Origin of the sequence: Vibrio lentus (assembly GCF_030409755.1) — a bacterium.
Taxonomy (GTDB): Bacteria; Pseudomonadota; Gammaproteobacteria; order Enterobacterales; family Vibrionaceae; genus Vibrio; species Vibrio lentus.
In genome coordinates this window covers 2,098,040-2,112,919 of the sequence record NZ_JAUFQE010000002.1, presented here as the reverse complement: position 1 = coordinate 2,112,919, position 14,880 = coordinate 2,098,040, and the positions used below count along the sequence as shown (strand labels likewise).

Sequence of the window (14,880 nt, the reverse complement as noted above, 5' to 3'; positions counted from 1 at the left end):
GATGACAAACTTAATTGAAAAGAAAGTTGCAATTGCCAATCAAAGAGTGGAACTTGTAAAGAAAATTTTAATTGAATTAAAAAAGTCAAATTCAACTTTTAAATCTTCAAGGAAGCTATCTGAGTACATGGCTGACAAATTGTCTGAGCAAGGAGATCCAATAAATAGCGCAACACTGAGAAGGGCAAATTCTCCTTATAAGACTTTACTTGATGATTATATTATTCAACAATCAAGTGGAACTAAGGCTATTTCTACTCTAAGTAAAGACCTAAAGGGAAGGCAAGAAAAACAAAAAATAAAGGAGCTGGAAGAGCGATTAATAGAGGTGAGTGACGAGGTCTCTACTAAAGAATTCGAAATTAAAATGTTGTTAATTGAATTACATGAGCAAAAAAATCAGGTAATGTCTACGATAGCACCACCTAAAGCTTCAGTTTATAAAAAAACTGAATTAAACGATCTTAAAAATGAATATCAAAAAAAAGTTAAGCAATTAGGAAAAGCTATTGTTGTGATAGATAAGTTGATCGGTGACGCTGACGGGACTTACGACATTAAGAGTGATCGTGTATTAGACCTTGTTTCAGAAAAAATATTATTTACGAAAGAACATCTTCCTGATTATTTCTCAAAGAAATAATGACTTCTAAAGAGCGTTAAAGTTACACAATTACAGCACCTGAGAGGTGCTGTTTGTATATTTGGTGACAGGTAAAAGTAAAGAAGACATTATCGAACGAATAAATTTGAATGCTCACCTACTCATCACACAGATCGACTAGTCTCAGCCTGTTGTCATAAAAATTGGCTTGGAAAATATTGACCAATTATACAGGTCGTCTATGACATTTAAGGGGGATTTAAAAATTATCTTGCGTAAATTAGCATGAGATAGACACCAAGGTTAATTAAAGGAAACATGTCTAAACATTATATTATCCAGTCTGACACTGAAGTATAATTTCTGTGATGTTAACGTTATACTTAAGACTTGATATTTTTTCTTACCATAAGCTAATAGTTCTAGGAGATTCTTTTGAAGGTTTTATATTTTGATCCACTAACCACTTTATACTCGCATGCTTATATTAATAGTAACAAAGAAGTCAAGTCTGCTTTCTTTAACGAAAAGTTTATGGGCATTAAACAGACGTTGTTAAATGTAACACCAGATCACAAAAGTGCTAGGATGTTAGCAGACGTAGCGCAGTCAGTTGGCGCTTTGTTGTATCCGACGACACCCCAATCATACCCACGTGAGTTACTCATTCAATGCGGTATTTTCAATGATAATCAACTGGCTCCTTTCATCGATTTGAGCCTTAGACTTAGATTAGATGATGCAGACTGGTTGAGAACAACTAGAAAGCACGCAGAACTATTGAATGCAGGTTGGTATGTTTGTGGTGATTTTGAAGGGGATAAGCGAACGGCTATGCCTATGTGCGCAGAAAGAGTATTTTACATTGATTATGAAAATGGAATCGATGAGCATACTATTAATAAGATTAGAAGAGCAATGATGGATTAGTCGGAAAGATAGACTATATAATCGAAGTTGAGTGAACTTATCCTTTTGTACTTATTTGTCAAGAATAGGATGAATAATAAAATTGATATCAGATGGTTTCCATTAATTTAAACTGCACTAATTCATACTTGATCTGACAGTTAATTACTTTTTTGCTCAGTGCCTGTCAGATTTATTTTCTATCTGCTTATATTCCTAAATGCGTTCTACCACAGTATATTTTTTCTTGATGAGAGCATGACGTTTATGCCAGAAACGCTTTTGGTCGCATACAGAACGTTTCTGCCAGAAACGCTTTTGGTCGCATACAGAACGTTTCCGCCAGAAACGCTTTTGGCCGCATACAGAACGTTTCCGCCAGAAACGCTTTTGGTCGCATACAGAACGTTTCCGCCAGAAACGCTTTTGGTCGCATGCAGAACGTTTCTGCCAGAAACGCTTTTGGTCGCATACGGAACGTTTCTGCCAGAATGCTCTCAGTATATTTAGAGTCATGTAACGCAGGCAAGAGACATTCTCTGCATCGTGGACTTTAAAGATCTGGCAAGCATCTTCGTTTATGCTGACATCAAGGACCCAATGCATAGCTTAATATTCTCTAACCGCTAAAGCTGCTTGTTCTGTGCTCAATGTATTGGAGCTGATATAGTTACGGTACTCTAAGCTGACAGACTTGTTTTTAGCAAGGCGGAAGTTTCCACCATCACAATGCTCTTCAAGCCTTGACTGCGTGAGAAATTGCCATCTAGTTTGCACTGTCAAACACAGCACAAACGAGAGTTAATACGCCCATGACCCAGCTCTACAATGGTTTTGGGCAAAAACAAGTTAGGACTAAAGCTCTAACTTATGTTGCTCGGATAATGACGACTAGGGTAAACCTTTTTATTTATGGCCGTTCAGCAGCCTTGAGCCAATCATTCACTCCACTAATCCCTATAGTTAACAGTGTATCTTGCAGTATGACCACACGCTGCAACATAGCTCCACTGTCAGACTCTTCCAGCTCTTCAGCCTGTGCGAATAAACGGGTCAGTAGTTGCGTTAGGCTATTCTTATAATCATGAACATAGGCTTTAGTTCGACGTACGAAATCTAAGTAAATTTCAACAGCTTCCAATGCATACATTGGCTCGTGAACAGAAATCGCGTTCAACCATGTATCAAAACCAAAGATATCATTTCGTTTAGAATCTGTTTCTGATTCAAGCAGGCTGAAATAACGCTGAATTAGCTCAGTTGGTACAGTAAACAATGGTGTAGATTCACGGAAGAGGTTATGAAACTCATGCGCGATGATAATAGCATGCGGATTTCCTGCACTTAATCCAGCTTCCAGTCCCGAAAAACAATGCTCTTTGTGTCTTTGAATATTGTTGTGGTGTGTCCATACACTCGCTGCACCACTCCATGCTTCCGCTGTTTCTACCGCGTTGAGTTCCTCAATAAAAGTAGAAAAGTCTATGTGTTTCAAAAAAGCTGCTAGCGCAGAAATACGCCCCCAAGCCTTATAATCTTTGCCGCAACCTTCACGATAAATCTGAGCTAATCTAGGTGCAATGATTTTGAACTTTTGATGGTATGCGTAATATAAGCATGGTTCAGCTATAGCCCAAAGTCCGTCTGCACTTTCTTTTAACGCAAGATCAAATAGTTCCCAGCCAAGTTCAGGAAAACGAGCCTGTAAGTAAGGCATCCGCCTAAGCATAACTGCACGAATTGCAGGGTGCTTGTCACCAGCATATAGGCGTAATGCAGCTGGTAGTGAGTCAGGCCACTGTACACCACTCGCCTCAAGCTGGTTGGCTAAAATTATCAGTGCTTCTGCTGTGTTTCCTCGTCTCATATTGATGCCAGAAGTAAGTAGATCAAGAGAGTCGCCCGAGATTGTGCTTTCTTCCATTAATGACGCAAAACTCATTGCTAAATATATTAGCCGAGCTGCATCTTGAGTTTTTTTGATGATATGTGCACAGTTTTCTATCGCTTTGGATGCTGCGCGGTTGTGGTGCCAGTGATCTTGATGTTGTTCCAAATTCTCGAGAATATTCAGGGCTAACTTTTCTGCGTCGGGTTCCTCTATATATAACCAATTATTACTAGGCTGTAGGCTTCCGTATCGATGCGCTAGATATGTAGTAACTCCCTCCAAGAGATCATCACGAAAACGTTCAGGGATCTGCTCCCAGTTATCTGTCAGAAAAGCCATGAAACGTGAAGATTGACGAGAGGCTGCTTCACTTAGCTGCCTGCCAACCTCTCTTTCTCCCCCCTCCAGAAAGTCAGTAAATGAATCTCTATCATACCCATTGTAGTGTTCAAGCAGGCATAGCACTCCGTTATTACTTAAATTCAGAAATACCTCAAAAGAGAACGGAGCGCTGACAATTCCTCCTCGCGAGTAGATATATGGTTGTCGAATCAACGGCCATACTAGTTTTTTACATTCATTCAATACGGCTTGTGAATTCGTTGAACGTAAATGGCACGGAATAGCGGTGATTAACAGGGCTTGCTTTTTTATCATCCAAGATCTTGCTTGTGGGTCAGTAGCGTCTTCTTGGTCGATAGTTAGAATGTTTTCTTGTATTGAAACTTGTATTGACGGGGCTAGAAATATATACGCTTTGTATATCAATTCCCCCAGTTCATATGATAAATCAGATGCTAATATTGCTTGCTCACACAGCATACGCCCAATTACATCTATATTTGAGATCGGCTTTTCGGTCAACGCAAGGATAGAAAAGTATCGTAATGAGTCTTCGGTGTTGAAGCAAAGGCGTTCAAGGTTGTTTTGCCACCATGATGTTTGTGAGTTAGTGTGATGTTTAATAGCGGCTTCAATAGAATCCATCAAGAAGCGCTCACCATCTATATGTCTATGGTCGCTCTGTGTATGCGTATCTTCATAAGACGTTTTGTTCAAGAAACTACAATGATATCCACGATGTGAGCTTTTGGTTTGGCTCCATTGTTCAATTGAAGCAACAGCCAAATCGAGCAAAATAGTGGAGTTCCGCATTCTTTCTGCTAGAAATTTATCATTGCGATCACCAAACTCATATGGTTGACAATTCAATTTGTTGTTAAAGCCATAGGAAAGTGCATCTTCCTCGCTTACCTCGCCTGCGATATAGCTCCATAAAACGGTATCGTCCACTAGGCCGCTTTTTAAGAAGAGAGCAAGCGAATGGCCAAGAAAACTGTGGTCATGCCTTGGTAAATTGAGTAACTGGAGGAGTAAAGGTACATAAAAGTTCAAATTATCTGCACGTATTTGCGCTAATTCGTGTGCCATTGAATCGACTAACTGGATTTTATTTTCCAATTCCAGTGACAACATTTCTGTCCAGTATGTGGAAACCCCTGCTGGATCTTCATTTTTCCATAACGATATACGGTGTACATGAGCTGTGAGCCCTTCAATATTGCAGGTGTCTTTTAGTATAGGTACTAAATGCTTCATCCAGAGGTGGTGCCACTCCACTCGTCGAGCCCTATTATAGATAACCAGAAACACCTCTCGATGTTGGTTACGCAGATCGCGTAGTAGCATCCAGTCATCATCTTGAGGAACTTGCTCTGCAAATGTTTCTGCTACGAGCCGTCGGATATGGAAAGCACTATTACCCGTTAAAACAGTACGTAATTGCGCTCTAAACTTGCGTCGTTCACCTACTGCCAATTGTTCAACAAAGCTTCTAATGCTGGGGCGAACAAAAGGTACTGGTGATAAATTTTGAATGAATTCGTTTAGAGTTACTGATTGCCTGATAGCTCCGCTAATTACTAAGACATCTAACAAAGTTTGGTGGCCAAATGTCAGGTTCCCATCCTGTGTTTTATGTAATACGCCAGTACTAAGGAGTATTCTTTGAACTTCTTGGGACGCTACAAATCGCTGATGTGGCACAACAAGGCTGCGTGATTTCAGCATATTGGAGGCGATGGATTCTATGGCTTGCATAGCAGTGTCTCCAAGAAACCTGTTAGCTTCTATAGTAGTTGCTAGGTATCGCTGAGCTAAAGCTTGGCTGGTTACAACATTGAAGCTGCCTTCTTGTTGCGCCAATTCAACAAATAAAGCTAGCTCACGAGGGTTTCGTATCAGTTCGCGAGTTGTTGAATCGGTGTTCGATGCGTCTATACCGATTTTGACGAGGATTGGTTCAATTTCACTATGCCAGTCTAATGGTTCGCAAATAATCTTCTCTTCCCAACTTCGTTGGGCAATGCGTCTATCATAATTACTATCAAACTCTCGGCAGGCAGTGACAACGGTAATGTTGGGAACCAAAAGTAAACGATCTATTTGGGCGAGAAAATACGTCAATACACTGTGCTCTCTAGCAATAGAAAGTACATCCAACGAGTCTATCATTACAACCACATGTGCATCTTCTGCCAAGCGAGCCGCCCTTTCTACCCACTGTGCAGGCAATCCTTGTGCCTGACGTTCTTGCTCTGTGTCAATGTCAGCAAATTCTCGCGATTGAATAAATAACGGTAGTAAGTTAGTACAATTTTGGGCTACTTGTTCTAGCTCTTCCTGTACAGCTAACATCACACAAGTCTTACCTGAACCAGGAGCTCCAGTAAGCAAAATTGAACGATACTTTGCTTTAATGCCTTCTATAAGTTTCTTAGCAGCAGAGTTTGCAATATGTTCGTTACCAATATCTCTACGCCATGAGCGACCAATGGCTGAAGTGCTATTGAATGACGTACGGATCTCCCTGATATCCATGGGGGGAGTAAGTAATGATCCCGCATCGCTCAATAAGAATTTCAGATCGCCTTTTGTCAATCTATGCTGTGTCGCTGTATTCTGACAACCGCCGTTCTCTCGCATACTGAGTTGACCAAGACGAGTCCATAAAGAGCTGTACGCTGCTGAATAGTTACTTACAATATTACGTAATCTTTCTTGCAGCAGTATATCCATTCGATCCAGTTCAGGGCTTATTTCAAATTTCGTGCGTTGCAAAAAATCATAAGTAGAAATATTTGAGCCTTGCTCGGAGAGCAGACTAACTAGTTTGGAATCTGTTTCTCGATTGGCTTTACCTAAGTCTGTTCGGTAGGTTGCTTCATCAGGATAGTTGGAACTGAATTCTTTCAGTGCCGCGAGATCACCAAAGGCGCTACGCGAATAAAAGCGAACTAGTGTTTGGGGATCGTTTATCAACACATTGACTGCTTTTCGCAGTTCATCTTCGAGATCAGAAAAAGACCAAGCTTTATGTTGTGACTGGTTCTTTTTACACTGACAGCATATTTTGGTGCCGTCGGCTTTACCAATAACAACGTCGTCCACCGACCAGATTACAGAGTCAATTTCAAGCCACTGATAGTCTGAGTCTGAAAGAACTGTTAAAGCCCAATCAAAAGCTACCAATGTCTGGTAACCATCCCCGCGATTTGACTGAATTCCTGCTTTGCTCATTTATTTACTCTGGATAGTAACCAACTTAATAGACATATAGATGCACAATACAATCATTAGGAAAATTTAGTCAAATAAGAAACAGCAGAACTGTTACGAGCAACAACTCAAAATGGGAAAGTGTCTATTGCCCTCTAAATTGCCCTAACGTCATTGCATTTAGTCCAGCAGGTCATCATGCCGTCCATATCTAGCCCAAGAATGTATTCTGCCACTTTTCTTGCTGCCAGAATCGGTTTGAAAGGGTTGTAAGCATTAAAATTTGTATTCACGAATGAGTGATGCTTTGTATCAAAAGGTATACTTTAGTTACACAAACGCAGCACCTGTTGAGGTTCTGTTTTTGTATGTAACATAAGGTCGAAATTGTTTTTTTGACACAGTGTAACTAAAGGTATTATGTTTTAGTTACATAGAATGATAATCAGGTGTGTTAATGACAACTCAAAAAGTTGGGTACATAAGAGTATCTAGTGCAGAACAGAATGTTGATAGGCAGTTAGTCGATATGGAGTTGGACAGAACGTTTGTTGAAAAAATGTCTGCTAAGGCTACGTATAACAGACCTGTTCTTACAGAGTGCATTAATTACTTGCGAACAGGCGACGAACTCTATGTTCATTCTATTGATCGATTGGCACGTAACCTACTAGATCTTCAAAGCATAATTGGGGAGATAAACAAGAAAGGAGCTTCTATTACGTTTGTTAGTGAACAGCTTGAGTTCTCTACCAAGGAAGACCTATTCGCCCAGCTAACAATGCAAATGCTCGGTGCTTTTGCCGAGTTCGAAAGAAAACTGATTAACATCAGGCAACGAGAGGGGATGCAGGCTGCAAAAGCAAAGGGAAAACATATAGGTCGCCCTTCACTATCATCCGATGTAGCAAATGAGATACGTAAGAAAGCCTTAGAGGGTTTAACCAAGACTCAAATAAGTAAGGAGTGCGGTGTATCTCGACAAACGGTGTATCGCGTCCTCAAAGGTGTTTAAAGTGGCTCGATCCCGTTTTCTAATAGATTATAAATCTCAGTTATCCAAATAGTGTTAATAATGATATGCAGCTAGTTTTTCTTTTTATATTTCAAGTGATTAATAAAAGCACAAGAGTTTTTGAGGAATAGTAATGGCAAATGGAAAACAGTTGGCACAGGAAAATCTAGCCAAGTTTGAAGCATGGAAAGCAACTAAATCAGATTGTGACTACAAAAACATAGTTTTTAGAGGGAAACTGAATCGGGGCGAACTTTCAAAACAGACAGGTATTGGAAAATCAGCATTCAGACAAAACCCCGCTCTTGCCTATTCACTCGAACAACTTGAAATGTACTTACGTGATATCGGTATTCTTCCTAAAGAAGCAGAATCACCCTCTTATTCATCATCATTGTCTAGCGAAAAAGATATTTCAACTCAAATGCGAAATAAAAACATCAATAAAGTTAGAGTTTTAGAGGCTGAAAATAACAAGCTTAGAGCCGAAGTATTGGAACTAAAAGCCAAATTATCACGTTACTCAGAACTTGAGGAAGTAATAAGTTCAATGGGTAACATTCTATGAGTACACAATTTCGTTACTTCATCAGGGTAACAACCGCTTACGGTCTACGGAATGGAACATACCGATTTAATGGCATGTTCGTTCGTCGAGAAGACTATGTGAATCGCGTTTCGGCCAAATCTTTTGTTATGGTGGAAGTCAGCGAAAAATACTTAAACGTAGAGCCTAGAGCGGGTCAGGTTTGGGAGCTTTTCGGTAGCATGAGAATTGAGCCGATTGAGCGTAATGGCTATGAGCTTACACAATGCAATTTTGTTAACCCAGAAGCAAAAATGGTACTGCCTGAAACTGCCGAAGAGTTCATACAGTTTATTGCAAAAGAACCGGATTTCGGAGGGATTGGAGAAGTTAAAGCTCGGAAATTATTTGAAGCATTCGGTGTTAAACTGTTTGATTTATTGGATACTGGAGCTACCAAAGAGATCAGTGATCTATTCACACCACGGTTAGCTAAAAATTTGCTGGTAGGTTATCGTAAGTACGAAAACCTCAAGCATGCTATTTACCTTGCAAATATGGGGACTCCACCCTCGGTTCAAGAAAAACTCTTTAAATTTCACAAGTCTGAATCGATCAAAGAGATCAAAAAGAACCCTTATCTTTTACAACACTTCGGTCTTTCATTCAAAGATGTTGATACATTAGCGACTAAGTCTTTTGAGGTAGACATGTATGATCCTCGACGAATGAACGCTATCGTTGAAAGTGCGATGTACCAGCATTGCAGAGATGGGCATACAGTTGCTCCTATTGAGGATCTTTGGAGTTTGGTGATGGAAATCTGTGAGGATGATGAACATTTAGCAGAGGAATGTATTGTTAATGCTCATAGTTCTCTAGCAATCTATTACAACAGTAAAACTCAAAATCTACACCATACTGGGCTTTACGTCATGGAGAGTGTGATTGCTAAGCGTATTCGTCACCTAATAAGCCTCAAGAATGAATGTAGCCTAGGAGCTGACGAGGTATATAGTAAAGCCGTTACTCAGTTCGAGTTTCCGTTAACTGAAAAACAAGGTGAAGCATTAATACGAAGCTTAGAGCATCATGTTTTTGTTTTAACTGGTGGGGCTGGTACAGGTAAAACAACTGTAATGAAAGCCATTGTAGACTCGTATTTGGCATTGGGTTTCAAAGTATATGGAGTTGCTCTCAGTGGCCGAGCCGCAAAGAGGTTACAAGAATCGATTTTAATTGAAACTCAAACAATTCAACGATTTTTGATGTTGGATGATGAAGACGTTTGCGGTAGCGACTCCATTTTACTTGTCATAGATGAGTCATCGATGTTGGATATACCAAACCTCTATAAGATCGTCATGAAATTACCCAAGCACGCTCGAATTATATTTGTAGGCGATGATGTCCAGCTCCCCCCTATAGGAGTTGGTCTTGTGTTATCTGAACTTATCAAGATAAGTACTATCCCGAGAACGCATCTGGACGTTGTTCGTCGTCAAAAAGACGAAACAGGCATTCCTGTATATTCTGATAGCATCCGGAGTGGAATAGTTCCAACACAGCTAAGTTATAAGAACATTACTTTCATGCCAACCGACAGGGCTAACATTGTAAACGCTATTGTTGATTTATACCTAAAGCTTAATGGTGAAGTGCAAGTAATTTCACCGACTCGTAAAATAGCTAGTGAAGTAAATAAGCGATGTCAGGCTATCTCTAATCCCTACGGTAAGAAGTTGTTAGTCACCAATGTTGATGGCATGGTGGAAGACACTGGAATTAGGTTAGGTGATCCTATTATTTTTACTAAGAATAATTATAAGAATGATACTCAAAACGGAACCTTGGGGAAAGTTGTTGGACTTGGAGATAATGATAACAAAAGCATCTTCGCCACAGTGGACATTGACTCGGGACGAACGGTAGAAATTTCTTTTGATCAGTTAGATCATATCGAACTAGCATACGCAATTACGCTCCATAAGGCGCAAGGAAGCCAATTTGAAATAGTCATTGCCCCTGCAATGGATAGTCGAATAATGGATAGGTCATGGGTTTACACCGCTAATACGAGAGCTACAGAAGAAATGTATTGGCTAGGAAGTGAGTTTGCGTTTACAAAAGCAATAACATCAGCTCCCAAGGCAAGTAAGAGGATGGTTTATCTTGCTGAATTACTCGAATCATCTGCGCACTCGGTGTAGAAGAGCAAAGTAGCATGAAATGAATCAGGCTAAGACTTAGCCTTAGTTGTGAATATTTTGTATCCCCGTTCTACTTGAAGTTGCAGCGTAGTTGACAGGCTTTCGCAAACTCATCACTGGCACTTCGTAACTCAGAAGTGCCCCAAAATCAGCTAGACCAAATACTCTGCAAGATCTGTGTCGTTCATTTTACCCTACAAAAAGTTATCCTATATGATGCAACTCAACACGATTTGACCTTCATTATGATTATTTGACCTGTCAGGTTGCCTATTTAATTGGTTTAATCATCAGATCCTCTTGTTGAGGATAATAAACCACTGAAAATATTGTTAATATCCTTTTTATTTATCAGTGAAGTCGACTCCCATGAGATATGAATCCGCTCCTGTAGATCCAGAAGAAAGACAAGAAACCACAACAGAACGTGCAGTACGTCAACATCGAGAACGTCAGGAAGAGCTGAGATATACCGCGAGCGATGAGAAACGATGGGCTGAAAATAGAGAGCGTGTTCTTGCTGAACGCGAAGCTGCCCAACAAGCTTACGACCTAACAGAAAAAGAATGGAACGATGATTTACAAAAGCAAGCTAAAGAATATCAGTGGGACACCTCTCGACAAGAGAACGTGAGTATTGCGGTACTGACTGTTGAAGAAGGTAACGAGTATTTAGACTTGCTCATCAAAGACTCGCATGGACAGCTTTCGAATGGCAAGGACTACACTGGCGTAGGTATGGGGCTTAAAGGCGCTTATGAGGTCGCTAAAGAGCTTGGCGGTTGGGGGGCAACCGCTAAAGCTGTCAATATCAATGGTGTAATGAATATTGTGGTTGAGAACTACAAGCCTCAATATTTAGACCTAGGTATCCGTTGGCAAGAAACAACACCACAAATGCTTAAAATTGGTCACGCACTAAATACTGTTCAAGGCAATGTCAGTTTCTTGAAAGGCAACATCTATGTAGAGCTTGTGTTTAGTGGTGCGGTTAATGCGGTTGACTACATTCTACATGATGAAAAAACGCTAGGCGAAGTGGTCGGCCAATTTACAGCTGATATATCTAAGGGCATTGCCGCAGGAGTTATCGCTCAAGGAATAACTATTCTGGGAGTCGCAACATTAAGTACGGTACTTGTTGTGCCAACCGCTCTAACACTTGGTATTTTCGCTGTTAGTGCGTTTATTGTTGGAAAGGAAATATCTAAACTAGATGACCAATTTAAATTCACGGAACCGATGAAGAATCAAGTAGAGAAAACTATTAATGATTTCTAATGAAAAATTTAACCGAAGGCTAAAGATAAAACGTTGGCTTAAAGTGATGGCTAGTTGGCCTCTTATGGTTTTTATGGTGTGGTTGAGCTACAGCTCAATTAATGAGTTAATTAGCATTAACAACTCAATCGGTATCATTCCTAAAGTAAAACTAGCAGGTTTAGTGAACAATGTAGCTTCTTTTGTAGGCCTTCTAATATTTGGTTTTATAGCGATCATTCCCATAGCGATGCTACACAGTTCAACAGAGCTGTTACTAAAAGTACCATTTTCGACAAAAACAGGGCTATATACTGTAGCGATAATAGTATTAAGTTGTATTGCCGCTGCCATATGGTTAGATAACAACACGAGAGAGAGAATAAAGCAATATGACTATATTGAATGTACTTCTGAACAAGAACTCACATTAAAATTCTCAAGTCGGACGTATGTTTTAGACCCTAGCTTGTGTGATTAAATTATCTTTCAAGCTCTTGGCACAAGCCACCCTGCTAGCGTATGTACACGTCATGCGCTAGCTCTCCCAAAGCCGTTTTTCAATACTTGAAGTTATTCATTAATTGCTAATATTCTATTTGTCGTAACGCATTTTTGTCCATCTTCGTTTCAGTCAGAACTGGTTGAAACATTTCTGCCCAAAGTTAGCTAGCTTCATATTTAGGACACACTTCTTTTGTCATTATTTGACCTATTTTTTCTAATAACTGAATATGTAGTCAGTTGTGTATAAGATATTATATACAACTGTCGTCATTTTAGCTTTTGTATTTATTTTTTAACTTATAAAACAATGATATAAGTGATTGCGTTCGGAATTTTTCTCTGCACTTATATGGAAGGTATCTAGTTAAAAGATACTGTTATGGTGATCTGGAGTTAGTGTTAATGAAACAAGGTTCTATATCTGATGAGGCATGGTATAAGCTTTCTGCTGATGATAAAGGCTCATTGGCCGCAATCAGAAATCACTACATAAAGCACTCTAAATGCTCAGAGCAACTTTCAATAGATCTCGAACTGGTTGATAGGTCTTATGAGGCTATGGGACACAGATTTAGAAGTCGAATCAACAAATCGGTGTGTGAGTATGGTCGGTATGTCGGGGAACTTGATGGTGTATTTTTGACTATCCAAAGTGCTATTCGAACTTATTATAGCTCCGACTTTTTTCCGGAAACCACTGGGGATGCTTTAAGTCAGCACAAGTTTTATAGAAGCCAAAGGTCTAAAGCAACCAAGTTCTCCGTAGAAGCATTTGGTAAACTCGAACGTGTAGTTGATTGGGTTTCGCATACTGCTACTACTGTCTACGAACAAGACGAGCTTGTTCAATTAAGGAAAGACCTCAAAGACATCGAACTTGTTCTCGAGCGGCACTTCAAAAGAACAGACCTAATTGATCGGTGTCCATCTAGGGCTGAAAGTTTTGTCTTATCTGTTTGCAATCATCTTGTTTGGGAAGCAAATATAAAGCCGACAAAGCCACTAGCTAGTTCCGGCGACAAGTCTCCGCTTTTGCGCTTTATTGAAGTATTTTTCCCAACTGAAGGTCAAGCAGCTTTGTCTAGCATTTACGAGAAGCAAAAGAGACTCTCTGAAGAGAACAGAATTGGTGGGAAATTTATCCCCGTGAATAGGGGGCAGAAATAGCCTAGTTTTATCTTAAAATTGCCTACTACTCCCGTATGACCGTGTTCGCTAAATTATTGCCAAGGTTAGATAGTTCAGGAGAATACGATGAGTGAAGTAATAGACTTGATTCTAGCGTTAGCGACATTAATCGGTAGTATTGCCACTTTGATTAAAGTAACAAAGTCGTAAATCACCATAACAAAGCGTTAGATTGGATTAGTGACATTTGTGAGTACAATAAAATGATTATTCCAAATAAAAATTGGTGGCAAGAAGAAATCAGCAAGCGAAACTCCTTAAATTCATGTCCTTATGCAAATTCACATACTTGCCCTAGGTATTACGAAAGTGTTTTTTTGCTATCCCAAATCAATATGATTGCAGGGCTGACAAAATCCAAAAGTGATGAATTAAATCAGGTTTGGGGAAATACCAGTTTTTCAGCGTTATGCGCCGAGGAAGTGCCGTCAATTGGTCAAAATCAAAATGGAAGCTTTAGTTCTGTAAGTAATTTCTGTCCTGAGGTTTCCTATAAGTACCTTGGCTATTACGCTGATTATATGCGCAAATACGTTGATGAAATTGATCAGGCTGTGGGTGAACTATGTGCCAATAGAGATAAATTAGCTGACGATTGGAGATATTCTTGGATGTCAGTTAGTGCAAAGTTCTATCTAGATTGTGAGGTTTACGAGCGGGTCAAGCATTACAATGAGGAGTTAGGGCAAAGTTATTTAGATCGCCTTCACCCTAATATAGTTCAATTAGTTAGTCGAATGGATCGTTGTTTAGATAACCGGGATCCTGCAGGAGCAGTTCATGCTGCTGCGAATATTCTAGAAACTATGGCAAAAGACATTACCAATAACCCTAACGTTGCCAATCAAACACTAGGTGGCTTCTTTAGTCAGTTTGAAAAGTGCTCAAAGTTACCCCAACCATTAATGGATGCAGTATTAGAAATATATAAAGTCAGAAATACTTTACCAACAGCAGGACATGGTAGTTTGGCTACACCGACATTGACTATGGTAGAGGGCATAAGTATCGCGGCTTTAACTAAAGCAATCTTGGAAATTGAATATCGAGCTAAATCCATCTAACAAACGACGTTTAAGGTTTCAAGATACTTTTTCTAACCTGATTGAAACCGTTTAGAGCAAAGCACCTAAACGGTTTCTGTCCAGAGGTGCTGAAGCCGATCACGGCAAACACACCTTTGCCCCATTCTAAGCTAGAGCCGTGCTGCGG

General features: G+C 39.8%; 10 protein-coding genes and 1 pseudogene. 9 read left to right on the top strand and 2 right to left on the bottom strand.

Going from position 1 to position 14,880, the window contains the following annotated elements; genetic code table 11:
* Position 1: 1 nt before the first annotated feature.
* A complete protein-coding gene (locus QWZ07_RS17750; RefSeq protein ID WP_192852193.1) occupies positions 2-643 on the top strand; it encodes a hypothetical protein in 642 nt (213 codons plus the stop codon).
* A 396-nt stretch (positions 644-1,039) separates the two neighbouring features.
* On the top strand, positions 1,040-1,534 hold the full coding sequence (locus QWZ07_RS17745; RefSeq protein ID WP_192852192.1) for a hypothetical protein: 495 nt from the start codon (positions 1,040-1,042) through the stop codon (positions 1,532-1,534).
* A gap of 435 nt (positions 1,535-1,969) precedes the next feature.
* On the opposite strand, the pseudogene QWZ07_RS17740 reads toward QWZ07_RS17745, so the two are convergent.
* Together QWZ07_RS17740 and QWZ07_RS17735 are read right to left on the bottom strand one after the other, a co-directional pair.
* Positions 1,970-2,340 (bottom strand): annotated as a pseudogene (locus QWZ07_RS17740) (ISAs1 family transposase); the annotation flags it as partial.
* Positions 2,341-2,423: 83 nt separating this feature from the next.
* Positions 2,424-6,983, bottom strand: coding sequence for an AAA family ATPase (locus QWZ07_RS17735; protein ID WP_192852191.1), 4,560 nt, complete (start codon positions 6,981-6,983; stop codon positions 2,424-2,426).
* A 436-nt stretch (positions 6,984-7,419) separates the two neighbouring features.
* On the opposite strand from QWZ07_RS17735, the gene QWZ07_RS17730 reads away from it, so the two are divergent.
* From QWZ07_RS17730 to QWZ07_RS17700, 7 genes are all read left to right on the top strand, one after another.
* Entirely contained in the window at positions 7,420-7,977 is a 558-nt protein-coding gene (locus QWZ07_RS17730) for a recombinase family protein (protein WP_192852190.1), read from the top strand.
* Between the two features lie 133 nt (positions 7,978-8,110).
* Complete coding sequence (locus QWZ07_RS17725; protein ID WP_192852189.1) at positions 8,111-8,545, top strand: VPA1267 family protein; 435 nt, start codon at positions 8,111-8,113, stop codon at positions 8,543-8,545.
* The gene (locus QWZ07_RS17720; protein WP_192852188.1) at positions 8,542-10,713 is read left to right on the top strand and encodes an AAA family ATPase; all 2,172 of its coding nucleotides are present in this window, start codon (positions 8,542-8,544) and stop codon (positions 10,711-10,713) included. The genes QWZ07_RS17725 and QWZ07_RS17720 overlap by 4 nt, the downstream gene beginning before the upstream one ends.
* Before the next feature lie 369 nt (positions 10,714-11,082).
* Complete coding sequence (locus tag QWZ07_RS17715; RefSeq protein ID WP_102504449.1) at positions 11,083-11,994, top strand: hypothetical protein; 912 nt, start codon at positions 11,083-11,085, stop codon at positions 11,992-11,994.
* Complete coding sequence (locus tag QWZ07_RS17710) at positions 11,984-12,454, top strand: DUF1240 domain-containing protein (protein WP_102504448.1); 471 nt, start codon at positions 11,984-11,986, stop codon at positions 12,452-12,454. The genes QWZ07_RS17715 and QWZ07_RS17710 overlap by 11 nt, the downstream gene beginning before the upstream one ends.
* A gap of 428 nt (positions 12,455-12,882) precedes the next feature.
* Positions 12,883-13,647, top strand: coding sequence for a hypothetical protein (locus QWZ07_RS17705; RefSeq protein ID WP_192852187.1), 765 nt, complete (start codon positions 12,883-12,885; stop codon positions 13,645-13,647).
* A gap of 224 nt (positions 13,648-13,871) precedes the next feature.
* Positions 13,872-14,732 carry a hypothetical protein gene (locus QWZ07_RS17700; protein WP_225998350.1) on the top strand — a complete coding sequence of 287 codons (861 nt, stop codon included), beginning with the start codon at positions 13,872-13,874 and terminating at the stop codon, positions 14,730-14,732.
* Positions 14,733-14,880: the final 148 nt, after the last annotated feature.

What these genes read in the sequence shown, in the direction of transcription:
- QWZ07_RS17750 (WP_192852193.1), top strand. Translation starts at nt 2, where the DNA reads ATGACAAACTTAATTGAAAAGAAAGTTGCAATTGCCAATCAAAGAGTG.
- QWZ07_RS17735 (WP_192852191.1), bottom strand. Translation starts at nt 6,983, where the DNA reads ATGAGCAAAGCAGGAATTCAGTCAAATCGCGGGGATGGTTACCAGACA.
- QWZ07_RS17730 (WP_192852190.1), top strand. Translation starts at nt 7,420, where the DNA reads ATGACAACTCAAAAAGTTGGGTACATAAGAGTATCTAGTGCAGAACAG.
- QWZ07_RS17725 (WP_192852189.1), top strand. Translation starts at nt 8,111, where the DNA reads ATGGCAAATGGAAAACAGTTGGCACAGGAAAATCTAGCCAAGTTTGAA.
- QWZ07_RS17720 (WP_192852188.1), top strand. Translation starts at nt 8,542, where the DNA reads ATGAGTACACAATTTCGTTACTTCATCAGGGTAACAACCGCTTACGGT.
- QWZ07_RS17715 (WP_102504449.1), top strand. Translation starts at nt 11,083, where the DNA reads ATGAGATATGAATCCGCTCCTGTAGATCCAGAAGAAAGACAAGAAACC.
- QWZ07_RS17710 (WP_102504448.1), top strand. Translation starts at nt 11,984, where the DNA reads ATGATTTCTAATGAAAAATTTAACCGAAGGCTAAAGATAAAACGTTGG.
- QWZ07_RS17705 (WP_192852187.1), top strand. Translation starts at nt 12,883, where the DNA reads ATGAAACAAGGTTCTATATCTGATGAGGCATGGTATAAGCTTTCTGCT.
- QWZ07_RS17700 (WP_225998350.1), top strand. Translation starts at nt 13,872, where the DNA reads ATGATTATTCCAAATAAAAATTGGTGGCAAGAAGAAATCAGCAAGCGA.